The organism is Microbacterium sp. NPDC089190 (genome assembly GCF_040701795.1).
GTDB classification, from domain to species: domain Bacteria; phylum Actinomycetota; class Actinomycetes; order Actinomycetales; family Microbacteriaceae; genus Microbacterium; species Microbacterium galbum.
Genome location: NZ_JBFBHF010000004.1, coordinates 64059 through 90328 on the forward strand (window position 1 = coordinate 64059; position 26270 = coordinate 90328).

General features: G+C 71.1%; 18 protein-coding genes. 13 read left to right on the top strand and 5 right to left on the bottom strand.

Features of this window, described 5'->3' with window-relative positions; translation table 11 throughout:
* Nucleotides 1–57: 57 nt before the first annotated feature.
* Both AB0230_RS13785 and AB0230_RS13790 read right to left on the bottom strand, forming a co-directional pair.
* On the bottom strand, nt 58–1359 hold the full coding sequence (locus tag AB0230_RS13785) for an extracellular solute-binding protein (protein ID WP_363576881.1): 1302 nt from the start codon (nt 1357–1359) through the stop codon (nt 58–60).
* Nucleotides 1356–3374, bottom strand: coding sequence for a DUF2264 domain-containing protein (locus AB0230_RS13790; protein ID WP_366376314.1), 2019 nt, complete (start codon nt 3372–3374; stop codon nt 1356–1358). Before AB0230_RS13790 ends, AB0230_RS13785 begins: the two co-directional genes overlap by 4 nt.
* 150 nt (nt 3375–3524) lie before the next feature.
* Between AB0230_RS13790 and AB0230_RS13795 the strand changes: the two genes are divergently transcribed.
* From AB0230_RS13795 to AB0230_RS13805, 3 genes are read left to right on the top strand one after another with little or no spacing between them, the layout of a single operon-like run.
* Nucleotides 3525–5447, top strand: a complete 1923-nt coding sequence (locus AB0230_RS13795) for a heparinase II/III family protein (protein ID WP_366376316.1) — start codon at nt 3525–3527, stop codon at nt 5445–5447.
* On the top strand, nt 5444–6544 hold the full coding sequence (locus tag AB0230_RS13800) for a substrate-binding domain-containing protein (protein ID WP_315994487.1): 1101 nt from the start codon (nt 5444–5446) through the stop codon (nt 6542–6544). Before AB0230_RS13795 ends, AB0230_RS13800 begins: the two co-directional genes overlap by 4 nt.
* On the top strand, nt 6541–8133 hold the full coding sequence (locus AB0230_RS13805) for an acyltransferase (protein WP_366376318.1): 1593 nt from the start codon (nt 6541–6543) through the stop codon (nt 8131–8133). The genes AB0230_RS13800 and AB0230_RS13805 overlap by 4 nt, the downstream gene beginning before the upstream one ends.
* A 94-nt stretch (nt 8134–8227) precedes the next feature.
* On the opposite strand, the gene AB0230_RS13810 is transcribed toward AB0230_RS13805, so the two are convergent.
* Nucleotides 8228–12070: a glycoside hydrolase gene (locus AB0230_RS13810; protein WP_366376320.1), complete on the bottom strand. Its 3843-nt coding sequence runs from the start codon at nt 12068–12070 to the stop codon at nt 8228–8230.
* A gap of 146 nt (nt 12071–12216) precedes the next feature.
* On the bottom strand, nt 12217–13263 hold the full coding sequence (locus AB0230_RS13815; protein WP_315994484.1) for a LacI family DNA-binding transcriptional regulator: 1047 nt from the start codon (nt 13261–13263) through the stop codon (nt 12217–12219).
* Between the two features lie 110 nt (nt 13264–13373).
* Between AB0230_RS13815 and AB0230_RS13820 the strand changes: the two genes are divergently transcribed.
* The 7 genes from AB0230_RS13820 to AB0230_RS13850 all read left to right on the top strand — a co-directional run bounded on the left by AB0230_RS13820 (nt 13374) and on the right by AB0230_RS13850 (nt 21154).
* Nucleotides 13374–14297 (top strand): sugar ABC transporter permease, encoded by a 924-nt coding sequence (locus tag AB0230_RS13820; RefSeq protein WP_315994483.1) that lies wholly within the window; start codon nt 13374–13376, stop codon nt 14295–14297.
* 125 nt (nt 14298–14422) lie between these two features.
* Entirely contained in the window at nt 14423–15232 is an 810-nt protein-coding gene (locus tag AB0230_RS13825) for a carbohydrate ABC transporter permease (RefSeq protein ID WP_315994608.1), read from the top strand.
* A gap of 90 nt (nt 15233–15322) precedes the next feature.
* On the top strand, nt 15323–16681 hold the full coding sequence (locus tag AB0230_RS13830) for a sugar ABC transporter substrate-binding protein (RefSeq protein ID WP_315994482.1): 1359 nt from the start codon (nt 15323–15325) through the stop codon (nt 16679–16681).
* Between the two features lie 71 nt (nt 16682–16752).
* Entirely contained in the window at nt 16753–18273 is a 1521-nt protein-coding gene (locus AB0230_RS13835; protein WP_363576892.1) for an alpha-L-arabinofuranosidase C-terminal domain-containing protein, read from the top strand.
* Nucleotides 18274–18286: 13 nt separating this feature from the next.
* A complete protein-coding gene (locus AB0230_RS13840) occupies nt 18287–20014 on the top strand; it encodes a glycoside hydrolase family 35 protein (protein ID WP_366376324.1) in 1728 nt (575 codons plus the stop codon).
* A 133-nt stretch (nt 20015–20147) separates the two neighbouring features.
* Nucleotides 20148–20717 (top strand): pyridoxamine 5'-phosphate oxidase family protein, encoded by a 570-nt coding sequence (locus tag AB0230_RS13845; RefSeq protein WP_366376326.1) that lies wholly within the window; start codon nt 20148–20150, stop codon nt 20715–20717.
* On the top strand, nt 20714–21154 hold the full coding sequence (locus AB0230_RS13850) for a cupin domain-containing protein (protein WP_366376328.1): 441 nt from the start codon (nt 20714–20716) through the stop codon (nt 21152–21154). The genes AB0230_RS13845 and AB0230_RS13850 overlap by 4 nt, the downstream gene beginning before the upstream one ends.
* A 10-nt stretch (nt 21155–21164) precedes the next feature.
* Here AB0230_RS13850 and AB0230_RS13855 read toward each other — a convergent pair whose 3' ends face one another.
* Nucleotides 21165–22181 carry a LacI family DNA-binding transcriptional regulator gene (locus tag AB0230_RS13855; RefSeq protein ID WP_315994477.1) on the bottom strand — a complete coding sequence of 339 codons (1017 nt, stop codon included), beginning with the start codon at nt 22179–22181 and terminating at the stop codon, nt 21165–21167.
* A gap of 140 nt (nt 22182–22321) precedes the next feature.
* On the opposite strand from AB0230_RS13855, the gene AB0230_RS13860 reads away from it, so the two are divergent.
* From AB0230_RS13860 to AB0230_RS13870, 3 genes are read left to right on the top strand one after another with little or no spacing between them, the layout of a single operon-like run.
* Entirely contained in the window at nt 22322–24385 is a 2064-nt protein-coding gene (locus AB0230_RS13860; protein WP_366376330.1) for a beta-galactosidase, read from the top strand.
* Nucleotides 24382–25311, top strand: coding sequence for a sugar ABC transporter permease (locus tag AB0230_RS13865; protein WP_366376332.1), 930 nt, complete (start codon nt 24382–24384; stop codon nt 25309–25311). The genes AB0230_RS13860 and AB0230_RS13865 overlap by 4 nt, the downstream gene beginning before the upstream one ends.
* Complete coding sequence (locus AB0230_RS13870; protein ID WP_315994474.1) at nt 25308–26228, top strand: carbohydrate ABC transporter permease; 921 nt, start codon at nt 25308–25310, stop codon at nt 26226–26228. Before AB0230_RS13865 ends, AB0230_RS13870 begins: the two co-directional genes overlap by 4 nt.
* The last annotated feature ends 42 nt before the right edge of the window (nt 26229–26270 follow it).

Sequence of the window (26270 nt, forward strand, 5' to 3'; positions counted from 1 at the left end):
CAGATCGTGAGGGGTGACCGGCCCGGAGGGATCCGGGCCGGTCACCGACCTGCGGGGTCAGCCGACGCCGACCTCGCTCTTGACGCGGTTCTCGGCGGTGGTGATGGCGTCGTCGATCGAGGTCGATCCCGACATCACGGCGGTGTGCAGGTCGAGCAGGATGTTCTGCACAGCGGCGGTCTTCGCCGAGGTGGGGTTCTCCGGCTTGGTCTCGTGCGTCGACCAGGCGAACTTCGACAGCTCGTCGGTGGGCGCCCCGGCGACGGCGAAGTACGTGTCGGCGACGCTCGAGCTCGTCAGCGCCGGCGTGATGCCCAGGCCCGCGAGCACCTGCGCGCCTTCCTCGCCGGCGGCGAAGGCGAGGAACTTCTTCGCGGCGGCGAGCTTCGTGGCATCCGCCGCCTTGTTGATCGCGAAGCCGGTGGGGTCGCCGAACGTGACGGGGGTCTCCGACTCGCCCGTGGTGGAGGAGTCGTACTGCGGGATCGGGGCGAAGCCCCACGAGAACGGGTCCGCCTCGCCCTTGGCCTGCTGAGCGATGAGGGTCGCGACGTACCAGGTGCCCATGGGCATCATCGCGGCCTGCTGCTTGCCGAACTCGGCCTGGTAGGTGAGCTTGTTGGCGGTGACGGTGTTGTACTCCACCTGCGCGCCGGCCGACTGCAGGCCGAGCGAACGCTCGTAGTACGGCTTCAGGTAGCCGTAGTCGCCCGAGAGGATGTCGACATCGGGCGACTGCGCGTTCGCGAAGCCCTGGACGGTCGACTGCCAGCTGTGCTGGTAGGTGCCGAGGGCGGCGGAGCCGGCGGCGCCGAGCTTCGAGGTCAGCTGCTCGGCGGCCTTCTCGTAGTCGTCCCACGTCCACGAGCCGTCGGGCTCGGCGACGCCCGCCTGGGTGAAGAGGTCCTTGTTGTAGAACAGCACCCACGAGTCCTGGCGGTAGGGCACGGCCCAGGTCGCGCCGTCGACCTCAAACGCCTGCGCCCCGCCGATGTCACCGGGCAGCTCGACGTCGGAGACGTCGGCGAGCTGTCCACCGGCCTGGTAGGTGATGAAGGTCTTGAGGTTCTTCTGGGTGACGATGTCGGGACCCGAACCGGCGGCGAGGTCGGCCGTCATCAGCGTGTCGTAGTTGGCGGAGTCGTACTCCTTGACCTCGACGGTGATGTCGGGGTTCTCTTCGTGGAACTTGTCGGCGAGGGCCTGGAACTCGGGCGTCGTGCTGAGGCTCCACCCCGACATCGACAGCGTGACGGGGCCGCTCTGGGCGGGGGCCTCCGACGATCCGCCGCTGCAGGCGGTCAACGACAGAGCGGCGACGATGCCCACCCCGGTCGCGACGACGATCTTGCGCTTCATGCGTGCTGCTCCTTTGCGATTGCGTGCCGGGCACCGCTTCGGGCCCGGGAGTGCCGGTGCGCCCCGCGCGGGGCTCCGGAGTCTGTGAGAGGGGTGCGCGTGCGCCGGCCGTCGGGCCAGGTCACGTCGACGACGGTGTCCTCGCCCGCGCCTTCGATCGCGAGCCGCGGCTCGGCCGCCTCGGCGGTCGTGTCGCCCCTCAGGGTCACGAGCGCCGCGAACGGCACCCCGACCGCGGCGTCCCAGGTCAGGACGGGGATGGCGGCCGTCTCCCCGAGCGGGCTGGCCCCACGACGGACCGTCACGCGCGAGGTGGCCTCGGGGGTGAGGGCCCGGATGCCGGACACCCGGCCGTCCGCGTGCGCCTCGGCCGCGCCCGTCGAGGTCGCGTGCGCGGGCTCGGCACCCGCGAGCGCCCACCCGCCCATCCGCACGCGCAGCGCGTCGAGGTCGACGCCCGGAGCGACGTGATCGAGTCGCGCGATGCGCACCTCCCACGCGCCCCGCGCGAGCGAGGTCACCGTCATCCGCCCGAGGGACTGCGCCGCGCCCGCGAGGCCGGCACCGTGGCGGTGCGTCGTGGGGGTGACGTCGATGAGGTGCACGTCGGATGCCGACGCGGCGACGCCGACGCCCTCGTGCACCGTCGCGCCGAGCGGCTCGAGGGCGGTGCGATGCGTGGCGCGTCCCGCGGCGTCGACGAGGACGACGGCCTGCTCGAGCGGGTCGCTCCACGCGAGGTCGTCGAGCAGCGGGGCCGTTGCCGTGGAGTAGCCGATGCGCGCATAGAGCGGGGAGTCCGCCGTGCGCGTTCCGGGGCGTGCCTTGTCGGTGCCGTGGTTGATGACGCGCACGATGCCGTCGGCGCGCGTGGCCGACACGATCCAGCCCGCGGCGACGACGGCGCGGAGGTCGTCGGCCTCAGAGATCGGCAGGGGCTCGTCGGGAGCCGCCCAGACGTCGTGATCGGCGGGGAGCATGATGCCCATCAGTCCCTTGACCGCCCAGTAGGGCGATCCGGGACCGGAGTACGACTGAGCGAGAGCCGGCCACTCGTGGTGCCATCCGAGCGTCAGCAGGTGGTCGCCGTCGGGTGCGCCACGGGCGACGAAGTGGTCGACGATCGCACCGGCCGCGTGACGCAGACGCCCCGCGCCGAGCGACGGGACGCCCGCGACGGCCCCCGCCCAGAACGGCGCTGCGGCGGCGAAGCGGTAGATGAGGCTGCGGCCCTGCAGCAGGGGCGATCCGTCGCTTCCGACGAGGTGCACCGCATCGAGGAGGAACCGGTCCAGCCGTGCGACGTCGAGCGCCCGACGCTCGCCGGCCAGGTCGGCCGCCCCCGTCATGCGGGGCCAGAGCACGGGGTAGACGTGCAACGCCCAGCCGACATAGTGGTCGAAGGCGCGCTCGTCGCCGTCGGAGAGCCATCCGTCCTCGCGGACGAAGGAATCGTGGCGGGCGAGATCCGCGACGATGTCGGCGGCCGACCAGGGCCCGCCGACCGAGCGGAGGAACGTCTGCACGACGATGCGGAACCACACCCAGTTCGTCTGCGGGTAGGTCTCGTCGCCCACGACCGGGGCCAGGTAGGCGATGACTCGATCTCTCGTGCGTGCGTCGAGGGTGTCCCAGATCCACTCCCGCGTCAGATCGAGGGCGAGGGCGAGCGACGCGGCTTCCACCTTGGCCTGCGCGTGCTCGTCCATCCGCACCCATCGGTCGGCCGCGTCGGGGTCGACCCCTGTCCGCACGCCCTCGGCGAAGAAGGCGATCAGCTCGTCGACGTCCTGCCCGCGCGCCCCGGCGATGCGGAACCCGGCGAGGAGGAAGACGCGGGCGAAGCCCTCGAGGCCGTCGACGGCCGCACCGTAGCCCCCCTCGGCGCCCGGGAACACGATGCGCCCGCGCCCGGGGCTCGCGTGCCGCAACGCCGCGTCGAGCAGGGCGTCGGCGACGGCGAGCCAGTCGCTGCGCTGCCCACCGGCGAGGCGGGGAAGAGCGGAAGTCGCCACGGGTTCTCCTTCGAAGGCCGTCCGTCCACCCGAGCCATGGGGTGAACGAGTGCGAGCGTATCAATCAGAAAACAACACAGCAACATCTTTTCTGAATCCTAATGATCGTTTATGATCGTTTAAGCGATGCACCCCGTTCAAAGGAGACCGATGCCGTTCCCCACCGCCGCGTTCCGCGGCCCGCTCGCCGCGGTCGTCGAGAGCGCCGAACTGGTCACCCCCGATGACGCCCTCCCCGTCCCGCCGGCATACGTCCGCGCCGTCTGGGACCGCGAGCGCGGCACGGTCGACGGGGCCGCCGCGGACCGGGTCCTGACCCGCGCCCACGCCGAGCGCGCCACGCCCTGGCCGCAGCCCCGCGCGAGCGACGCGGCGCGCGTCCACCGAGACGGCGACCGCACCGCATGGGAGGACGCCGCCTTCGCGCGCCAACGGCGCCTCAGCCGCGCCGCGGTGGCCGCGGCGGTCACCCTCGACGACGACGCGATCGACGAGGTCGTGGACGGCGTGGTGCTGCTGTGCGAGCAGAGCTCGTGGTGCTGGCCCGCCCACGACGACACCCGACGGGTGCACGGGTCGGTCCTCGCGACCGTGACGGACCCGTTCGTCGACCTCGGCGCGGGCGAGGCCGTGGCTCAACTCGCGTGGATCGACCACCTCCTCGGAGCCGCCCTCGACGACCGTGCCCCCGGCATCCGCGCCCGGATCCGCCACGAGGCGCGCGTGCGCGTCTTCGAGCCGTTCCAGCGACGACGCGACTGGCACTGGATCGGCCTCGACGGCGACGTCCACAACTGGAACCCCTGGATCCACGGCAACGTCGTCGTCGCCGCCCTGCGCCTGCTCGACGCCCCCGCCGAGACCGAGGAGCGCGACCGGGTCGTCGGCCTCGCCGTCGAGGGACTCGACCGGTACGTCGCCGCCCTGCCCGCCGACGGCGCGATCGACGAGGGGTACGCGTACTGGTGGAACGGAGCGTGCCGCGCTCTCGAGGCACTCGACGTGCTCGCCCACGCGACGGCCGGTGCCGTCGACGCGACGGGCATCGCCTCGCTGCGCGAGACCGTGGCCTTCCCCCACCGCTCGCACCTCGGCGGCGACTGGTTCGTCAACCACGCCGACGGCCAGGCCCGGCCGCCCGCCGATCAGCCCTGGCACGCCCTGCAGCGGGCCGCCCGACGCTACGGCGATGACGACGCCGCCGCCCTGGCCGGAAGCCACCGGCATCCGGGATCACCCGCCGCGACGGAGCGCGAGGGCCTCGGCCGGCTGCTGCGCGGTCTCACCGATGCCGCCTGGGTGACGGCCTCCGCCGGCGCCCCTCCCCTTCCGCGCGACGTGTGGCTGCCCTCGACCGAAGTGGTGCTCGCGCGCGAGGCGGAAGGCTCCTCCGCCGGCCTCGCGCTGGTCGCGAAGGGCGGTCACAACGCCGAGCACCACAACCACAACGACGTCGGCTCGTTCCTCGTCGCCGTCGACGGCGTGCCGGTGATCGTCGACGCCGGTCGACCCACCTACACCGCCGCCACCTTCGGCCCCGACCGCTACGACATCTGGACCATGCAGAGCGGATGGCACAACGTGCCCGTCGTGCGCGGGCGCACGCAACCGGCGGGGAGGGATGCCGCTGCGCGCGGTGCCGCGGCCGAGATCGGCGACGCGCGGACGACGTTCTCGCTCGAGCTCGCGGACGCCTACCCCGAAGCCGGCCTCGCGTCGTGGCGGCGGCGCGCGACGCTCGATCGCACGCAGCATCGCGTCGAGATCGCCGACGCATGGGTCTTCGCCGACGGCGCTCCCACCGGCACCGACACGGTGCTCCACGTGCTCGTCGCGGGCGCTGTCCGGCTCGAATCGGGCGGTGCGCGCGTCACTCCGATCGGGGGAGCACGCCCGGTCCGTCTGCGATGGCCGAGTGACGTCGAGGCGACCGAGGAGGTGCGGGACCTCGACGATCCGATGCTCACCGAGGTGTGGGGCGAGCGACTCACGCGCCTCGCCCTTCCCCTGGCATCCCGCACACAGCTCCGGCTCACGGTAGAACTGGACACACCGATCGAGGACCTCCCATGACCGACACCACCGGGCATCAGCCCCTGGCCGCGGAACGCCGCGCCCACATCCTGAGCACGCTGCACAGCGACGGCGCCGTGCGCATCTCACAGCTCACCGAAGACCTGGGGGTCGCCACGGTGACGTTGCGCCGCGACCTCGCCCAGCTCGAGAAGGAGGGGGTGCTGCGTCGGGTGCACGGCGGGGCCGTGGCCGGAGAGAGCACACCGGCGCGCCCCGAGCCCTCCGCCGACGAGACGCAGGCCGGATCGATCGCCGTCCTCGTCCCCTCTCTCGCCTACTACTGGCCGGGGGTCGTGCGGGGGATGGAGACGGCGGCGCAACGCCTCGGCTACACGACGCTGCTGCGCGGAGCCTCGTACGAGCTGCAGGACGAACGTCCCGTGCTCGACCGCCTCGTCGCGAGCGGCGACGTCCGCGGGCTGATCGTCGCGCCGAACACCGACACCGCCCACGCCGGCGACGTCATGCGCTGGCTGGCCGACTGCCCCGTGCCGAGCGTCCTCGTCGAACGCGACGCCGTGCCCGGGGCGGGCGGCATCCCGATGGAGTCGGTGACGACCGACCACGCGCTCGGGGCCCTGCTCGCGGCCCGGCACCTCGCGACCCTCGGCCACCGCAAGGTCGGGCTGATCCTCTCGCGTCATTCCCCCACCTCCCGCAAGATCGCGGCGGGCTGGCAGACCGCGTGCGAGGAGCTCGCCCTCACCCCCGCCGACCACTTCGAGCAGACACTGCCCGACCGCACGAGCCCCGACTTCTCCGATGTGGTCAACGCGACCCTCGACTCGGCGCTCGCCACCGGCGTCACGGCCCTGCTCGTGCACTCCGACCCCGAAGCGATGGCCTTCGTCGATCTCGCGTTGACACGGGGGATCTCGGTGCCCGACGACCTGTCGATCATCGCGTACGACGACGAGGTCGCCCAGCTGTTCACCCCCGCCCTCACCGCCGTCAGTCCACCGCGCGCGAGCGTCGGCGAAGCCGCAGTCGAACTGCTCGCCCGGCGCATCGCCCAGCCCGACCGGCCGGTGCATCGCGTGCAGCTCAGCCCGCGCCTGAATGTGCGCGCCTCGACGGCCGCCCCGCGATCGTGAGCACGCCCTCGGCGCGCGACTTCTCGCCGTGGACGTTCGCGACCGAGGCCCCTCCCGAGGAGCGGGAGCGCGCTCGGACGCACCTCGCCGCGCTGAAGTCCGCGCATCCCGACTGGCTCATCGGCGACGACGTCTTCCTCTCGGAGCACGCCGGCCTCGATCCCGAGGCCTTCGCGATCGGCGACCGCTCCTACGTCGCCGCCGGCGCGTACCTCACCGGCACGGTCGCCATCGGGGCGGACTGCTCGATCAACCCGTACGCCGTCGTGCGCGGTGACGTACGTCTCGGCGACGCGGTCCGGGTCGGCGCCCACACCTCGATCATCGGCTTCAACCACTCGTTCGAACCGGGCACCGAGGTGTTCCGCCAGCCCCTGACCTCTCGGGGCGTGCGCATCGGGTCCGACGTGTGGATCGGCTCGCACGTCGTCGTTCTCGACGGCGTCACGGTCGGCGATCACGCGGTGCTGGCGGCGGGAGCCGTGGTGACGAAGGACGTCGCCGCCGGAGCGATCGTGGGCGGCAACCCGGCCCGCCTCCTGCGCTGGCGCGTCCCGCCCGAGCGGGCCGGCGACTCGCGGCGCGACGACCTCACCGCCTTCGCCGATCGCGCGCGCGACGAACTTCCCGCGGTGCTGGGCCGCGTCGCGGTCGACGGGGGCTTCCGCGATCGCCCCGACGCCGCCCCGACCCTGCGCGCAGTGTGCGACGCCGTCGAGCTCTCCGCCCTGCTGCACGACGCGCCTCCCCCGGGCGACGACCGCGCCGGATGGATCGAGGTGATCGCCGCGCAGCAGCGCCCCGCGACCGGTCTCACGACCGACGCGGCCACGCTGTGGGATGACCCCGACGCGGCGTACGGCGTGCTCAGCGCCGGGTACGCCCTCGACCTCCTGGGCGGCCGGTTCGCCCACCCCCTCGCCGACGTCGTCGACGCGGACGCGGCGGGCCTGATCGCACGGCTCGACGCCCTGCCGTGGGACACCGACCCCTGGCGCGCGGGACACCACGTCGACGCGATCGGCACGGCCCTGCACTGGAGCGGCCGACGGCAGGATGCCATTCCCCCGGGGGTCGCCGAGGCGCTGTTCGGGTGGCTCGCCCTCCGCGCCGACCCGGGCACGGGCATGTGGGGCCGCCCCGGCGTCGGGGGCGACCTCCGATTGCTCGTCAACGGCTTCTACCGTGCCGCCCGCGGCACGCTCGCCCAGGTCGGGCTCGACGTCCCGCACCCCGAGGCCGTGATCGACACGGTGCTGCGGCACGCGCGCGATGACAGGTGGATGCGCCGCGACCGTCGCAACGCCTGCACCGTGCTCGACATCGCGCACCCGCTGTGGCTCACCCGCTCGACCGGCTACCGCCGCGACGAGGTGCGCACCCTCGCCGACGATCTGCTGCGGCACGCCCTCACCGGATGGCACGCGGGTGCGGGCCTCTCCTTCCAGCTGGATGCCGGCGAACCCTGCCTGCAGGGCACCGAGATGTGGCTAGCGATCGTCTGGTACCTCGCCGATCTGCTCGAGTGCTCGGATGCGCTGCGCTATCGCCCGCGGGGCGTGCACCGCCCGGGGCCCGCTCCACGCTGACCGCGTCCCATCCCGAGGCCGGGTGACCAGCGTGGGAATGGCGCGGCCGCGCCGCTCGCTCGAGGGCGAACGACGCGGCCGCGTGTTCTCGGGGTCAGCTCTCGGTGGAGCCGGCTCCGCGACGGCGGCGCCACAGCAGCACCCCGCCGAGCAGGAGCAGCAGCACCGCACCCGCACCCGTGACGGCGACGCCCTCGGCGTGCATGCCCGTGTTCGCGAGCCCGCTCGAGGAGCCACCCGCCGTCGAGCCGGAACCCGACGACGAGCCGGAGCCGGCGGGCGAACCGGAACCGCCACCGGCACCCGTTCCGGAACCGCCACCGGCACCCGTTCCGGGATCGGTACCGGCACCCGGGCCGGTCCCCGTGCCCGGGTCGGTACCCGTGCCCGGGTCGACCGGTGCCGCCTCCGGCACGATCGACGCCGAGCGCGCGGACGCGGCGGTGAAGCCCTGCGCGGAGGCCGTGACCTCCACGGAGATCTCGCGGCCCTCGTCGGCGGCGGTCAGTACGTACGCGTCGGCCGTGGCCCCGTCGATCACCGCACCGTCGCGCAGCCAGGCGAACGAGAGCACGGCATCCGCCGGATCGGTCGCGGCCGTGGCCCGGACGGTCGAGCCGACGCGCGCCTCGCCGGTCACGACGGGGGTGCCGATGCCGACGGCGCGGTTGACGGTCACCGTGTACGAGCGCGTGGTCCCGTCGGGTGCGGTCACCCGAACGGTGCCCACGCCATCGGCGTCACCGGGCGGGGTGATCTCGACCGATGCATCCTGGTCGACGGCCAGGGCGTGCAGGGTCGGCCACGCCGCTCCGGTGGACGAAACGGTGTAGGCGAGGGTGCCGGGCGCGAAGCCCTCCACCGGAGCGTCACCGACGGTGAGGCGTGCGAGATCGGCGACACCGGCGGGCGACGCCGAGACGGCGTTGATCTCGACCTCCGAGACGATCATGTGCGTCTGCGGGCGCGCGTTCAGGATGACGCGTACCTCGTCGGCCGCACCCGTGACGGGAACGTCGACCTTCGGGGCGCCACTGGACGGGCTCGGAACGGCGACCTCGTCACCCTGCACCCACTCGCCTCCGCTCACGCGGTGGTCGACGCGCAGGGTCGTGGGCCAGCTGAGGGTCGTGCCGTCCTTGAAGAACTGCACCGACACCCGGCTGAGGGTCTCGCGCTGGGCGAGGACGTAGCTCAGGGTGTCCTGCGTGTTCTTCGAACCGCCGCGCCAGTTCGACCAGCCCTTGTCGGTCGTGATGCCGTTGATGGTGTTGGCGACGGGGTAGCCCGACTCGGTGTACGTCGCCGAGGGCGCGCTCTGCGGGGCGACGTTGCGCTCCGACGCGGCGGTGACGATCACCGTCAGCGTCGCCTCCAGACGCTCGCCCGCCGGGCCGGTCGCCACACCCGGCACCGTGACGGTGCCCGGCTGCGCGAGCGCGGAATCCGTCACGCCGTCCCAGTCCCACTCGACAGGGAGTGCGAAGCCGGAGCCCGAGGGATGCAGTTCCGCCTCGACCGTGGTGTCGGTCAGGCTCCGCACCGCCGAGACCGCGCTGCCCGCCGCCACGGTGACCGATGCCGGACGAGTGGCCGTGTAGGGACCGACCTCGACGGTGGCCGTCGCCTCGAACGCGCCGCCGAACAGGTCGGTGCCGGTTCCCCGGACCGACACGGTTCCGGGCTTCGACACGTCGACGTCGTCGAGCTGCCAGGTGACCGCGGCGGTGCGCTGGATGCCGCCGGCGTAGCGGACCGTCACGGTCGCGGGAAGCGTCGGGGTCACGCCCACCGCCGTGGCCGCCGACACCGGGTCGGTGCCGACGACGGTGGTACCGGCGATCTTCCACTGCTGATTGCCGCCGCCGTTGCTCGTCCACAGACCCACGGTCGCCCCGGGGGTGGTGCTGGCCTGGTTGACGTCGAGCACGCGTTCGCTCGCGACGTTCAGCAGCGAGTAGTACTGGCCGTCGGTCGTCGAGGCCATCCACTGCGTCGAAGGATCGCCCGCGGCTGCGGCCGGGTCGGAGTCGACGAGGGCGGTGCCGCCGGTGCGGGAGGCGAGGAACTTCCCGGTTCCGTTCTGGAGGGTGAAGCGGTGGCGGTTCGTGCCCTCGCCGTCGATGGTGCGCACGGTCCAGGACTGCGCCCGCGCCGCTTCGGCCGTGGTCGCGGTGGCGCGGATCGCGAGACCCGAGGACGCGTCCAGGGCGAGGCCGCTCTGCAGGCCCGTGATCTGCACCGTCTGGCCGCCGCGGAACGCCGCCGCATCGGCGGAGACGCCGGAGACACCGTCGATGACGAAGGTCGTGACCGACTTCGCCGGCACCGTGACGGTCGCCGTGCGCGTGGTCGGGTCGACGGCCACCTTCGCGCCCTCCTTCAGCGCGTTGACGGTGGGCTGCGCCGCCGTCGACTGCGTCGTCACGACGGGGGTGACCGTGGCGCCGGGAGCGATCGTCGCGAAGTCGCTCAGGTCGATCTGCACGGTCTTCTCCGATGCGTCGGAGTTGACGTGCACGATCGTCGCCCCCTGCCCGTCGGCGTCGATCGCCGCGGTGGACTGCGCGTTGTCGGTCGACATCAGGCGATCGCCCGGGTGGATGTAGTGGGTGAAGTTGCGGACGGTGTTGTACTTCTCGTTGGTCAGGACCTTGCACGACGGGTCCGCCTCGCCGTCGGCGATGCGGCGGAGCGACTTGCCCTCGGCGTTGCAGTCGAAGTCGATGTAGACGCTCCCCCAGTTGAGGTTCTCGACCTTCTGCATGTTGTAGAGGTCTTCGACCGGCTGCCAGAACACCCACGCGCTCGGCTCGAGCTCGCGGAGGTCACCGACGATGTGCTCGGCCATGCCGATGCCGTTGGTGATGTCGTTGGTCGTGAATCCCCCGGCGGTCCAGTTGCCCTCGACCTCGCTCATCCACAGGGGCTTGTCCGCGGCCTTGGCGATGTCACGCACCACCTGGCGCCCGCTCGTGCCGTAGGTGTGCACGTTGAGCTGGTCGACGAGGCTCTTCGACTGCGCCGACCAGGCGTTCCAGTTCGACGCGAAGATCCCGGGGTTGGTCTCGTCCATCGCCGAGATGACGGCATCCGTCGTCGTGCTCGGCTGAGCGAGCCGCGCGGAGAGCGCCTTCACCATGGCGTCCTGCGCCTGGGGGCCGATGTGCGCGCCCTCCTGGCGACCACCGGTGGGCCATTTCGCCCCGTTCGGGATCTGGGTCTGCCAGTAGTTCGTGTTGGGCTCGTTGAACGGGTCGATCGTGTCGAAGTGGATGCCGTGGGTCTTCTCGAGCTCGTCGACGACGTTGACGAGATAGCCGGCGAACTTGTCCATGTCGGCCGGAGCGAGCTGCTCGCTGGTGGCGTCGTTGATGCCGCCGGAGACGTAGCCGCTCTGCGTGAGGAAGTACGGCGGAGAGTTGCTGAAGGCCTCCCAGTGGGTGACCTTGTCCTTGAGCGCGTCGAGCCACCAGCGCTGCGCGGAGTCCGCGTCGAAGTCGTAGGCGTTCGGGTCGTCGGGGTTCCACGCGGCCTTGTACCGCGCGCGGTCGGCGTAGTCGGAGGTGATGGCCCCCTGGGCGTCGCTCGCCGTCAGGTCGGGGTTCCAGAACCCGGGCACGGCGCCTCCGGGGCGCAGGTACGCGGGCACGTCGGAGGCGTTGCCGCCCCCGATGTTGTACCGGGCGATGTTGAGGTTCAGGCCGTCCTCGCCGAACACCGCGTCGAAGAGCTTCTGGCGCACATCGGCCGGGTAGTTGCCGGTGGCGTTCGCGAACCACACCAGGCTCGTGCCCCAGCCCTCGAACGGCTCCGCCGCGGACGCGGGGTTGGGCGTGATCCGCACGGCGGAGGGGGGCGCGGCAGCGGCCGAGGCGGCGGGGGCCACGGTGGTGGCCGCGATCCCGCCGGCAGCCAGGGCGACAGCGCAGGTCATCGACAACAGTCGAGCTGACTTCATCGTCATTTCCGATCCGGCCGCCACAGTGCGGCCTCGCAGGTGGTGATGTTGACGTCAACATGTTGACGTCAACACCCAACCTAGCCGACGACCCGGAGTGGCACAACGCCTCCGGCGTGCGCTCAGCGAGCGGGGCCGGACGAGGCGCGCCGCACCAACGACGTCGGCACGAGCGTGCGCGCGTGCTCGCCGCCGGTGCCCTCGATGTCGGCGATGAGCGCCGTCATCGCCTCCTCCCCCACGCGCTCGAAGCGCTGGCGGACGGTGGTGAGCGGAGGCCAGAAGTTCGCCGATTCGGGCATGTCGTCGAAGCCGACGACGCTGACGTCGCCGGGCACGGCGCGCCCGGTCTCGTGGAGAGCGCGGATGACGCCGAGCGCCATCTGGTCGTTCGCCGCGAACACGGCCGTCACCTCGGGCATCGTGGCCAGCGCGAGGCCGATGCGGTGCCCCGACTCGGCCGTCCAGTCGCCGATCTGCACGTCGGGCACGCGGCATCCGCGCTGCTCGAGGGCCTCGCGCCAGGCGTCGCGCCGGCGCTCGGCCGCGAAGGACTCCGGCGGCCCCGACACGTGCCACACCGTCTCGTGGCCGAGGTCGAGCAGGTGCTCGGTCGCGAGCTTCGCCCCCTGCGCCTGATCGTTGTCGACGACCGCGTACGGGTAGTCGGCGCTGGAGTCGACGACCACGACGGGCAGCCCCGACGGGATCGACAGCTCGTTCTCGCCCAGGCGGTGCGTCTCGATCAGGATGACGATGCCGTCGACGGCGTGCTCGCGCAGACGGAGGAAGGCGCCCGACACGTCGGACTGCGACGCCGACTGCACGGTGATGAGGGTGATGGAGTACCCGGATGCCGCCGCCATCGAGGCGAGGGCGTCGAGGGTGCGGGTGTTGCCGTAGGAGCTCAGCGAGAACATGATCACGCCGATGCTGCGGAACCGCCCGGAGCGCAGGGCGCGCGCCGCGCTGTTGGGGCGGTACCCCAGGGCCGACATCGCGTCGAGCACGCGCTGACGCGTCTCGGGATCGACGTTCGCACGCTCGTTCGCCACGCGCGAGACCGTCTGGCCCGACACCCCCGCCGCCGCGGCAACGTCGGCCATCGACACCTCTCTCCGACGCTCGCGCGTCGGGATCGCGGTCGACGTCGTCGTCGTTTCGCTCATGCCTGCCCCCTCGGGATGTTGACGTTGACACCCTAGCGCGCGGGGGTTATGTTTACGTCAACATCTCGACGACCCGGCCGGGATGCGCACCAACGAAGAGGCACCGGACGATGACGACCACTGCGGCACCCCCGCCCGCCCTGCGTTCCCCGCGGCGCAAGCGACGCACCCGAATCGACGATCGAGGCTGGCTGTTCGTCGCCCCCTTCGCTCTCGTCTTCGCGCTCGTGTTCCTGGCGCCCCTGGCCTACAGCGTCTACCTCAGCCTGTTCCGCGACCAGCTGATCGGCGGCAACGCATTCGTCGGCTTCGAGAACTACATCACCGCCTTCGGCGACCCCAAATTCTGGGACGGCTTCGGGCGGGTGGCGGTGTTCCTCGTCGTGCAGGTGCCGGTCATGCTGCTGCTGGCTCTGGCCGCCGCGCTCGCGATCGACAGCGCCCGACTGCACGCGGCGGGCTTCTACCGCATCGTCATCTTCCTGCCCTACGCCGTGCCCGCGGTCGTCGCCGTGCTCATGTGGGGCTACATCTACGGCGACCAGTTCGGCCTGACCCGCAACCTCAACGACCTGTTGGGCGGACAGGTCGTCCAGCCCTTCCTCCCCGAGTGGATGCTGCTGTCGATCGGCAACATCGTCACCTGGCAGTTCGTGGGTTACAACATGCTCATCTTCTACTCCTCGCTGAAGACCATCCCCAGCGAGCTCTACGAGGCGGCGTCCATCGACGGCGCGGGCGCGTGGCGCACGATCTTCTCCATCAAGATCCCCGCGGTGCGCGGCGCCATCGTCATCGCCACGATCTTCTCGATCATCGGCAGCTTCCAGCTGTTCAACGAGCCCAACATCCTCAAGCCTCTGGCGCCGAACACGATCTCGACGTTCTTCACGCCGAACATGTACGCCTACAACCTCTCGTTCGCCGGCCAGCAGTACAACTACGCCGCCACGATCGCCATCATCATGGGCGTCATCACCGCGGTGATCGCCTACGTCGTGCAGCTGCGCGGCTCACGTCAGGAGACGCGATGACCACCGCGACCGCACCCCGCACCGACACCGTCGCCGTGACCACGCCCCGCAGCGGCCGGGCCGGCACGCGCTTCGCGCGCACCTCTCCCACGCACGGCAAGAAGTCGATCGTGCTGAGCATCGTCATGGGCCTGTACCTGCTGTACACGCTCGTCCCGCTGTTCTGGCTCGTCATCAACGCCACCAAGACGCAGCCCGACCTGTTCACGACCTTCGGCCTCGGGCCCGGCAACACCTTCGCGCTGTTCGACAACATCGCGCAGACGCTGACCTATCGCGACGGCATCTTCGTCCGCTGGCTCGGCAACACCCTGCTCTACGTCGTGGTCGGTGCGGGCGGCGCGACGCTGCTCGCCACTCTCGCCGGTTACGGTCTGGCGAAGTACAACTTCCGTGGCCGCAAGGCGGTCTTCGCCGTCGTCCTCGGCGCGATCGCGGTGCCGGGAACCGCCCTCGCGGTGCCGACGTTCCTGCTGTTCAGCCAGCTCGGGATCACCAACACCCCGTGGGCGATCATCATCCCCTCGCTCATCAGCCCCTTCGGTCTGTACCTCATCTGGGTGTACGCCACCGACGCCATCCCCACCGAGCTGCTCGAGGCCGCGCGCATGGACGGCGCGGGCGAGTTCCGCACGTTCTTCACCATCTCGATCCGCCTGCTCACACCGGGCATCGTGACGGTGCTGCTGTTCGCGGTCGTGGCGACCTGGAACAACTACTTCCTGCCGTTGATCATGCTCAGCGACCCCACCTGGTACCCGCTCACCGTCGGGCTCAACCAGTGGAACGCGCAGGCCATCGGCGTGGGCGCCCAGCCCATCTACAACCTCGTGATCACCGGGGCACTGCTGTCGATCCTCCCGATCGTCGCCGCGTTCCTCGTGCTGCAGCGCTTCTGGCAGTCGGGCCTGAGCGCGGGCAGCGTCAAGCAGTGATCCGCTGACCCCCCACCGCGCATCGCCCCTCCGCGGGACGTCGCACCTGCATCCGCAACACCATCCACAACAACGAAGTAGAGGAAACCGATGACATTCATGCGCAAGGGCTCCGCCATGCGGCGGACCGTCTTCGCCGTCGCCGCCACCGCCCTGTCGGTCGGCGCGCTCACCGCGTGCTCGGGCGGCAACGCCGGCGGCGCAGCCGCCGGTTCGGCCGACGACATCGAGAAGGCCCTCGAGGCCGGTGGCGAGCTCACGTACTGGTCGTGGACCCCGTCGGCCGAGGCGCAGGTCGCCGCCTTCGAGAAGAAGTACCCCAACGTCAAGGTGAACTACGTCAACGCGGGCACCAACACCGAGGAGTACACCAAGCTCCAGAACGCGATCAAGGCCGGCTCGGGCGCCCCCGACGTCGTGCAGATCGAGTACTACGCCTTCCCGCAGTTCGCGCTCTCGGACTCGCTGCTGGACCTGTCGTCGTACGGCTTCGCCGACCTCGAGGGCGACTACGCCACGGGCCCCTGGGGCTCGGTCGACTTCGACGGCAAGATCTACGGCCTCCCGCAGGACTCGGGCCCCATGGCCCTGTTCTACAACAAGAGCGTCTTCGACCAGTACGGCATCGCCGTGCCCACCACGTGGGACGAGTACTACGCCGCCGCCCAGAAGCTGCACGCGGCCGACCCCACCAAGTACATCACCGCCGACACCGGTGACTCCGGCTTCACCACCAGCATGATCTGGCAGGCCGGCGGCACCCCCTTCACGACCACCGGCGACGCGGGCACCGACGTCACCATCGACCTGCAGGACGCGGGCTCGAAGAAGTTCGCCCAGAACTGGAACCGCCTGATCGAGGGCGACCTGCTCTCGAGCACGCCCAGCTGGAGCGACGAGTGGTTCAAGGGCCTCGGAGACGGCTCGATCGCCTCGCTCGTCATCGGAGCCTGGATGCCCGGCGTCCTGGAGTCTTCGGTGAAGGACGGCGCCGGCAAGTGGGCGGTCGCCCCGATCCCGACTTACGACGGCAAGCCTGCGACGGCGGAGAACGGTGGCGGCGGCCAGGCCGTGACCAAGCAGAGCAAGAACCCCGCCCTGGCGGCCGGCTTCCTGAAGTGGCTGAACAACGACGAGGAGAGCCTGAAGATCTTCGCGGAGTCGGGCGGCTTCCCCTCCACCACCGCGCAGCTGAGCGACTCGTCGTTCGTCGACCAGAAGTCGGACTACTTCGGTGGCCAGCAGATCAACCAGGTGCTGACGCAGGCGTCGAGCGACGTGGTCAAGGGCTTCAGCTACCTGCCCTTCCAGGTCTACGCCAACAGCATCTACAGCGACACCGTCGGCCAGGCGTACGCCAACAAGAGCGATCTGAACGCCGGCCTCACGACGTGGCAGGACCAGCTCGTCCAGTACGGCAACGACCAGGGCTTCTCGGTCAACAAGTAAGAAGCAACTCCGGGGCGGGCCGCAGCGAAGGCATGCGGCCCGCCCCCTCCCTTTCCCTCCCGAGGAGAGCCATGAGCACCCCCACCCGCATCCGTGTCGACCGCGCCGCAGTCGGCTCCGAGGTCCCCCGCCGCCTGTTCGGCTCGTTCGTCGAGCACATGGGCCGCTGCGTGTACGACGGCATCCACTCCCCCGGCCACGACACCGCGGACGCCGCAGGCTTCCGTGCGGACGTGCTCGAGCTCGTCCGTGAGCTCGGTGCCACGGTCGTGCGCTACCCCGGCGGCAACTTCGTCTCGGGCTACCGCTGGGAAGACGGGGTGGGCCCGCGTGACGAGCGCCCCGTGCGCCTGGATGCCGCGTGGCACAGCACCGAGACCAATCAGGTGGGGCTCCACGAGTTCGCCGAGTGGGCGGATGCCGCCGGCCTCGAGGTCATGGAGGCGGTCAACCTCGGCACGCGCGGTGTCGCCGAAGCCGCCGACCTGCTCGAATACACGAACCATCCCTCCGGCACGGCGCTCAGCGACCGGCGCCGCACGAACGGACGCGAGGAACCGTTCGGCATCCGCCTGTGGTGCCTCGGCAACGAGATGGACGGGCCCTGGCAGATCGGCCACAAGACCGCCGACGAATACGGCCGCCTCGCCGCCGAGACCGCGCGCATGATGCGCTTCATCGATCCGACCGTCGAGCTCGTCGCCGCCGGCAGCTCGAACCACGAGATGCCCACGTTCGGGGAGTGGGAGCGCACGGTGCTCCGTCACACCGCCGGCCTCGTCGATCACATCTCGGTGCATGCGTACTACGAAGAAGACCCGGTCGACCCGGCGAGCTTCCTCGCGAGCGGCGCCGCCCTCGACCGCTACATCTCCGACGTCGTCGACATCATCGACGAGGTCGGCGCCACCACCCCCGACGGCGGGACGATCGGCATCAGCGTCGACGAGTGGAACGTGTGGAACCAGACCCGTTGGAACGAGGTCGACAAGCCCCGCGTCTTCACCGGTGACTGGCCCGTCGCCCCGCGCCTGATCGAAGACGACTACACCGTCACCGACGCCGTCGTCGTCGGCTCCCTGCTCATCACGCTCATCCGCCGCTCCGACCGGGTCTCGATGGCCAACCTCGCGCAGTTGGTGAACGTCATCGCCCCGATCCGCACCGAGCCCGGCGGGGGCGCGGCCTGGCGCCAGAGCACGTTCCACCCGTTCGCGCTGACCGCGCGGGCGGCATCCGGTCGCGTCGTGCACCCCGTCGTCGAGGGCGCCACGATCGACACCGCGCGGCACGGGTCCGTCGACGCGGTCGATGCCGTCGCCACCGTCGACGGCGATGCCGTCTCGGTCTTCCTCGCCCACCGCGACCTCGACGCCCCCACCCCGGTCGAGCTCGACCTGGGGGCGGTGGCCGAGGTCGACGCGGTCGTGATCACGGTCCCCGAGGGCGGCGATCGCCACACCACCAACTCCGCCGCCGGCGAGCCCGTCGCCCCGCAGCCCCTGTCCGTCGACGTGGGGGCCGACGGCATCCTGCGCTTCACCCTCCCCGCCCTCGCCTGGGTGCGCCTGACGGCGCGCCTCACCGACTGACCCGAAAGACACCGTGACGACCTTCACCATCGGCGAGACCGACTTCCTGCTCGACGGGCGACCGCACCAGGTCATCTCGGGCACGCTGCACTACTTCCGCATCCACCCCGAGCACTGGGCCGACCGCATCCGCACAGCCAAGGCGATGGGGCTCAACACCATCGAGACCTACGTCGCGTGGAACGCGCACGAGCCCGTGAAGGGCGAATGGGATGCCACCGGCTGGAACGACCTGGGCCGCTTCCTCGACCTCATCGCCGCCGAGGGGCTGCACGCGATCGTGCGTCCGGGACCGTACATCTGCGCCGAGTGGCACAACGGGGGGCTGCCGGTGTGGCTGACCTCGACGCCGGGGATCGGCATCCGTCGCTCCGAACCGCAGTTCGTGGAGGCCGTGACCGAGTACCTGCGTCGGGTGTACGAGATCGTCGCCCCGCGCCAGATCGATCGCGGCGGCAACGTCGTGCTCGTGCAGATCGAGAACGAGTACGGCGCGTACGGCTCCGACAAGGAGTACCTGCGCGAGCTCGTGCGCGTGACGAAGGACGCCGGCATCACCGTGCCGCTGACCACCGTCGACCAGCCCATGCCGTGGATGCTCGAGGCGGGGAGCCTGCCCGAACTGCACCTCACGGGTTCGTTCGGTTCGCGGTCGGAGGAGCGCCTCGCGACCCTCCGCGAGCACCAGCCCACGGGACCGCTGATGTGCAGCGAGTTCTGGGACGGGTGGTTCGACTGGTGGGGCAGCATCCACCACACGACCGACCCCGCGGCATCCGCCCACGACCTTGACGTGCTGCTCGCGGCCGGGGCCTCGGTGAACATCTACATGGTGCACGGCGGCACCAACTTCGGCACCACGAACGGCGCGAACGACAAGGGCCGGTTCGACCCCATCGTGACCTCGTACGACTACGACGCACCCATCGACGAGTCGGGCCATCCGACGGCGAAGTTCCACGCGTTCCGCGAGGTCATCGCGAAGTACGCGCCCGTGTCGGCGGAGGTTCCCGCGCCGCGGCCCACGGCCCCGTCGTTCGAGGTGACGCTGTCGGGCGAAGGCGAGTGGATGCCGGCAGCCGCCGATACGGCCCCGATCGACTCCCCCGCCACCTTCGAGCAGCTCGGGCACCTCGGTCCTCTCGTGCGGTACGACGTCGAGCTGCCGTCGTTCACCGGTCGCGCGGCTCTCGTGTTCGACGAGGTGCGCGACCTCGCCTGGGTGCACGTGGACGGGATCGCGGTGGGACGGCTGTCGCGGTCGCTGCGCGAGCGCGCGCTGATGATCCCCGCGGGCGCGCGACTGACGGTGCTCGTCGAGGACCAGGGACGCGTGAACTACGCCGATCGTCTCGGCGAGCCGAAGGGGCTCATCGGCGCGGTGACGCTGGACGGCGCCCCGCTCACCGGCTGGACCGCGACGCCGATCGACCTCGACACCGTCGAGGGCTCGGGCTCGGGCTCGGGCTCGGCGGGTCGGGCGTTCCTGCGCGGGACGTTCGAGCTCGACGCGCCCGTCGACCTGTTCCTCGACACCGGCTCGTGGGGCAAGGGCTTCGCCTTCGTCAACGGCTTCTTCCTCGGTCGGTACTGGAACAACGCGCCGCAGAACACGCTCTACGTGCCCGGACCGGCGACCCGCGCCGGCGCGAACGAGATCGTCGTGCTCGAGCTCGAGCACGCGGTGGATCCGGTCGCGCGCTTCGTCGCGGAGCCGTCGCTGGGGCAGCTCGAGGAGTAGGCCGGCCGTCCCTCCGGAACAGGCGATCCGTCGCGTGCAGGACCACCCGCGGGAGGGCGGTCCTGTTCGGCGGATCGCCTGTTTCCGCGTGTGCGCAGACGCGCGTCGCGCGCGGGAGGAGCAGGATGGGGTCATGACGATGGCCGCCTGGCTCCGCTCGCTCCCCTCGCTCACCGGGGTGGCCCCCGAGCCGGATGCCGCGCCCCTGCCCGATACGCCGGAGCCGCTGTTCGAGCGATGGATCCGCGGGGCGGTGGAGGCGGGTGTCGCCGAAGCGCACGGTGCCACCCTCTCGACGGTGGATGCCCGCGGCATCCCGGACGCCCGCGTGCTGATCCTCAAGGACCTCGATCCGGGAGGCTGGGCCTTCGCGGGCCCGCGCGACTCGGCGAAGGCGGAGCAGCTGGCCGCGCAGCCCGTCGCGGCCCTGACCTTCTGGTGGCCGTCCGTCGTGCGGTCCGTCCGCGCGCGCGGCCGGGTGGTCGAGGCATCGGCGGAGGAGTCCGCGGCCGATCTCGCTGCGCGATCCGCCGCCGCCCGCGACGGGATCGCGCCGGGCGGGTGGGTGCTGTGGCGGCTCGTTCCCGACCAGGTCGAGTTCTGGCAGGGCTCCCCCGATCGCCGTCACCGGCGCACGATCTATCGTCGCGTCGGCGACGGCTGGCGGGTATCCGGCCCCGAGGCGGAGAGCGAGCGACGATGAGCGGCTACGAGATCACCGACATCGGCACGATGGCCGCGTGGCGCGAGCACTTCGGCGGGTTCGTGCCGGAGCGCTCGCGCGACGGTCGACGCGTCGTCGACCACGAGCTGACCATGCAGTTCATCGGGATGACGGCGAACGCCCTCCTCCCCGGCGAGGACGCGGGGTACTGGCACACGCACAGCCGGGTCGAGGAGCTCTACGTCTTCCTCGAGGGGCGCGGACAGATGGGCTTGGGAGACGACGTCGTCGACGTCGGCGCGGGGAGCGTCGTCCGTGTCGGTCAGGGCGTGTGGCGCGTCTGGCGCGCTCTCCCCGACAGCCCGGGCGAGCTGCGCTGGCTGTGCATCCGCGCGGGCGGGGAGGCCCTGCCCCACATCCCGGACGACAGTTCGCGCGACGCCGATCGCCCGATGCCGTGGGCCGCCGCCGGCTGACCCCTCCGCGCTAGGCCGATCCGCGCCAGACGACCGGAGCGTCGAGCAGGATGCCGTCGGCATCCGCCACTCCGCCCGAGAGCTGCAGCAGCACCGCCTCGGCGGCCGCCGCCCCCAACCCTTCCGCGGGCTGATCGACCGTGCTGAGCGGGGGGTCGGTGCGCAGCGCCCAGGCGCTGTCGTCGAAGCCCACGACGCCCACGTCGTCGGGCACGCGTCGCCCCGCCGCGCGCAGAGCCTGCACGGCGCCGGCCGCCACGGCATCCGACGCTCCGAAGACGGCGTCGAGGTCGGGCGCGCGCTCGATCAGACGCCGCATGCCCGCCTCGCCGTCGGCGAAGGCGTACAGCGGGACGGGTTCGACGAGATCCTCGTCGAAGTCGGCGCCCAAGGCCTCGCGGAAGCCCGCCAGGCGGTCGCTGCCGGAGTCGCGGTCGAGAGCCGCGGCGATCATGCCGATGCGTCGACGACCGGTCGCGCGCAGCTTCTCGGTGATCGCGCGCGCCGCTCCGAGATTGTCGATGCCCACCCACGGGCGGGAGATGCCCGGGGGGTGGCCGACATAGGCGACGGGCAGCCCCAGGCGCTCCACGACGTCGGTGATGGGGTCGTGATGCCGTGCCGAGACGATCACCGCGCCGTCGACGAAGCCTCCGCTGAGGTAGCGCGCGACGCGGTCGGTGTCGCGCTCGGTGTCGACGACCACGCACACCATCTGGTAGTCGGCCTTCGACAGCGCCGTGTTGGCACCGAGCATGATGCCGCCGATGTTCGGGTCTTCCAGGAACAGCGAGTGCGGCTCGTGCACGATGAAGCCGACCGCCTGCGTGCGCTGGCGGACGAGGTTGCGGGCGGCTGTGTTGGGGACGTACCCGACCTCGCGGATCGCGGTCTGGATCGCCTCGCGCGCTTGATCGGAGACGTATCCGCCGTTGAGGACACGGCTCACCGTGCCCCGCGACACCCCCGCGGCCTTCGCCACGTCATGCACCGTGCTGCGCCGGCGCCCGGGCGGAGGAGGCGTCATGAGGGTCAGCCTAGCGGGACGCGGGAGTTGACGACGGCGGTACGGCGTGTCAGTATGTGCACGTTCACACATCCTCGTTCGATGTTCTGCATCTCCGGTGTGTGCACGTTCACAGAACCCCGCAAAGGAGCGCCCACCGGATGCTTGCCGTCGATCATCTGGCCCCGCTCGATCGCGACAGCGACCGAGCGACCGACCCGACCCGCGCGGGCGCCGCGCTGGACGCCCTGACCCGCGAGGGCCTCGTGTTCGGATGCGACTACAACCCCGAGCAGTGGGACCGCGCGGTGTGGGACGACGACATGCGCCTCATGAGCGAAGCGGGCGTGGGGCTCGTGGCCGTGAACATCTTCGGCTGGTCCTGGATCAACCCCGACCACGGCATCTGGAACTTCGACGAGCTCGACGAGGTCATGGACCTCGCCCACGCGCACGGCATCCGGGTCAACCTCGGAACCGCGACCGCCTCGCCCGCCCCCTGGGTGACCACTCGGCATCCCGAGATCCTGCCCGTGGCCGAGGACGGGACACGGCGTTTCCCCGGCGGCCGCCAGGCGTACTGCCCGAGCTCCCCGGTCTTCCGCGGCTACGCGGCCGAGCTGAGCCGGCGCGTCGTGGAGCGCTACGCCGAGCACCCCGCCCTGGCCATGTGGCACGTCTCGAACGAGCTCGGATGCCACAACGCCCTGTGCTACTGCGAGGCCAGCGCCGCGGCGTTCCGCGACTGGCTGCGCGCCCGGTACGGCACCGTCGCAGCCGTCAACACCGCCTGGGGCACCTCGTTCTGGAGCCAGCGCTACAGCGACTGGGGGCAGATCCTCCCGCCGATGGCCGCGCTGTCGCTGCGCAACCCCGGGCAGCTGCTCGACTTCCAGCGCTTCTCCTCCGACCAGCAGCTCGAGCTGTACCGCGCCGAAGCCGAGATCATCCGCGCGCGCAGCGCAGCCCCGGTCACCACCAACTTCATGGTCACCGCGCACATCCGGGCGCTCGACTACTTCTCCTGGGCCGGCGAGATGGACGTCATCGCCAACGACCACTACCTCGACCGGCGACTCGCCGACCCGATCGCGGAGCTCTCGTTCGCGGCCGATCTCACGCGCGGCATCGCCGCGGGCACCCCGTGGCTGCTGATGGAGACCTCGACCGGCGCGGTGAACTGGCAGCCGCACAACCTCGCCAAGGGCGAGGGTGAGCTGCTCCGCAACGTCGTCTCGCACGTGGCGCGCGGCGCCGACGGCATCTGCTTCTTCCAGTGGCGCGCCTCGGCCCAGGGCGCCGAGAAGTTCCACTCCGCCCTCCTCCCCCACGCCGGCACCGACACCGCGCAGTGGCGCAGCGTCCTCGAGGTCGGCCGTACCCTGCGTGCGCTGCAGCCCGTCGCCGGGACGCGCGTCGCGTCCGACGCGGCCGTGCTGTTCGACTGGGAGAGCTGGTGGGCGCTCGAGAACGAGGGCCGCCCGAGCGAAGACCTGCGCTACCTCGACCAGGTGCACGCCGCGCACGGGGCCCTCGCCGCCGCCGGGATCTCGACCGACGTCGTCTCGGCGGGCGCCGACCTCTCCGCCTACCGTCTCATCGTCGTCCCGGCCCTCCATCTCGTGCGGGATGCCGACGTCGATCGCCTGTCGCGATTCGTCGAGGCCGGCGGCACCGTCGTCATCACCTTCGCCAGCGGCATCGTCGACGAGCAGGACCGGGTGCGGCTCGGCGGGTACCCGGGCGCCTTCCGCGACCTGCTCGGGATCGTGTCGGAGGAGTTCGCCCCGCTGGGGCCCGCGCAGGTCGTCACGCTCGACGACGGCAGCACCGGCTCGGTGTGGTCGGAGCGTCTGCGCACGGTCGACGCCGAGATCGACGCGCTCTTCGTCGACGGTCCCGCGGCGGGGCTCCCCGCACGCACCCGCCGCGCGGTCGGCGACGGTTCGGCGTGGTACCTGGCGACGCTCCCGTCGGCCGACGCCTACCGCGACCTCCTCCTGCGCATCGCCGCGGCATCCGGCATCCGCACCCTCGACGCCGTCACCGGGGTCGAGGTCGTGCGCCGGGCGGGCGGGGACCGCGCCTTCACGTTCGTCATCAACCACACCACCGAGTCGGTCGAGATCGCGGCGCACGGACGCGACGCGCTCACCGGCGAGCGCGTCGACGGTCTCGTCACCGTCGCCGCCGGTGCCGTCCGCATCATCGAGGAGGCCTCGTGACCACCACCGCTCCCGCTCCCGCGCGGGCCGAACGCGCGAGCGCCCCGAGGCCGCGCCGACCGCGCGTGCCCTTCAAGAGCGCGATCGTCATCCTGCTGGCGCCGTTCGCGGTGCTGTTCGTCCTCTTCTACGTCCTGCCGATCGTCTTCGCCATCGTGCAGTCCCTTCTGGTGGTGCGCCGCGAGGGCACGTTCGGCAAGGCCGAACTCGTCTTCGGCGGGCTCCAGCAGTACGCGCTCGTCTTCCAGAACGAAGCGTTCTGGGCGTCGATGCTGCGCATGCTCGCGTTCGGCGTCGTGCAGGTGCCCGTGATGCTCGGCCTCGCGCTGATCTTCGCGCTGCTGCTGGACTCGCCGCTGCTGAAGGGCAAGCGGTTCTTCCGTCTCGCCTTCTTCGTGCCGTACGCGGTCCCCGGTGTGATCGCGGCGATCATGTGGGGCTCGCTGTTCTCGCCCAACCTCTCGCCGTTCACCGCGTTGACGAGGAACGTCGACTTCCTCGGCGCCGACCTCGTGCTGTGGTCGATCGCGAACGTCGTCACGTGGGTCTACGTCGGCTACAACATGCTGATCATCTACTCGTCGCTGCTGTCGATCCCCAGTGAGATCTACGAGGCGGCCCGCCTCGACGGTGCGGGGCAGTTCCGCATCGCGTGGTCGATCAAGATCCCGCTCGTGCGGCCCGCGATCGTCATGACCGCGATCTTCTCGATCATCGGCACGCTGCAGCTGCTCGCCGAGCCGCAGGTCTTCCGCTCGTTCAGCTCCGCGGTCACCAGCACCTTCACTCCCAACATGACCGTCTACGCCACGGCATCCATCCCCAACGCCAATCTCGCGGCGGCGTTCTCGGTCGTGCTGGCCGTGACCACCTTCGTGCTGTCGTTCGGCTTCATGAAGTGGATGCAGAAGAAGGGCAACGCATGAGCGCCGTCACCACCTCCCGACGCCCCCTCGGCCCCCGCGCGGGCGGCCCCCGCTCCGGCGCGACCCGTTCGGGCGCGGTGCGCGAGCCCCTCGTCTCGCGCACCTCGGCGATGCTCGTCATGGCCGTCTTCACGGTCTACTTCCTGCTGCCGCTGTGGTGGCTGCTGGTGGCCTCGAGCAAGAGCACGGGCGACATCCTCACCACCAACCCCCTGTGGTTCGCCGACATGCGGCTGTTGTCGAACATCGGCGATCTGTTCGCCTACCGCGACGGCATCTTCCTGCGCTGGCTCGGCAACTCGCTGCTGTACGCCGGCCTCGGCGGAGCGGTCGCGACGCTCCTGGCCGCGATGGCCGGGTACGCGCTGGCGAAGTACCGCTTCCCGGGCCGCGAGCTCGTGTTCGACGTCGTGCTCGGCGGTGTCCTGGTGCCGGCCACCGCGCTCGCCCTGCCGCTGTTCCTCATCTTCAGCCAGGTGCAGCTCACGAACACCTTCTGGGCCGTGTTCCTGCCCTCGCTCGTCAGCCCGTTCGGGGTGTACCTCGCGCGCATCTTCGCGGCATCCTCTGTGCCCGACGAGCTGCTCGAGGCCAGCCGACTGGACGGCGCCGGAGAGATCCGCACGTTCTTCACCGTCAGCCTGCGGCTGATGAGTCCGGCACTGGTCACGATGTTCCTCTTCCAGTTCGTCGCGATCTGGAACAACTTCTTCCTGCCGCTGATCATGCTGCGTAGCGAGGAGCTGTTCCCCGTGGTGTTCGGGCTCTACGGCTGGAACAACCAGCTCAACCAGATCCCCGAACTGCGCGGGCTCGTCCTGATCGGCGCCCTGCTGTCGGTCATCCCCCTCATCGTCATCTTCCTGCTCCTCCAGCGCTTCTGGCGCAACGGTCTCGGGACCGGCGCGCTGAAGTGATCCGTTCGGCGGCTGCGGCCGCCCCCACCCCGGGCGCAAACG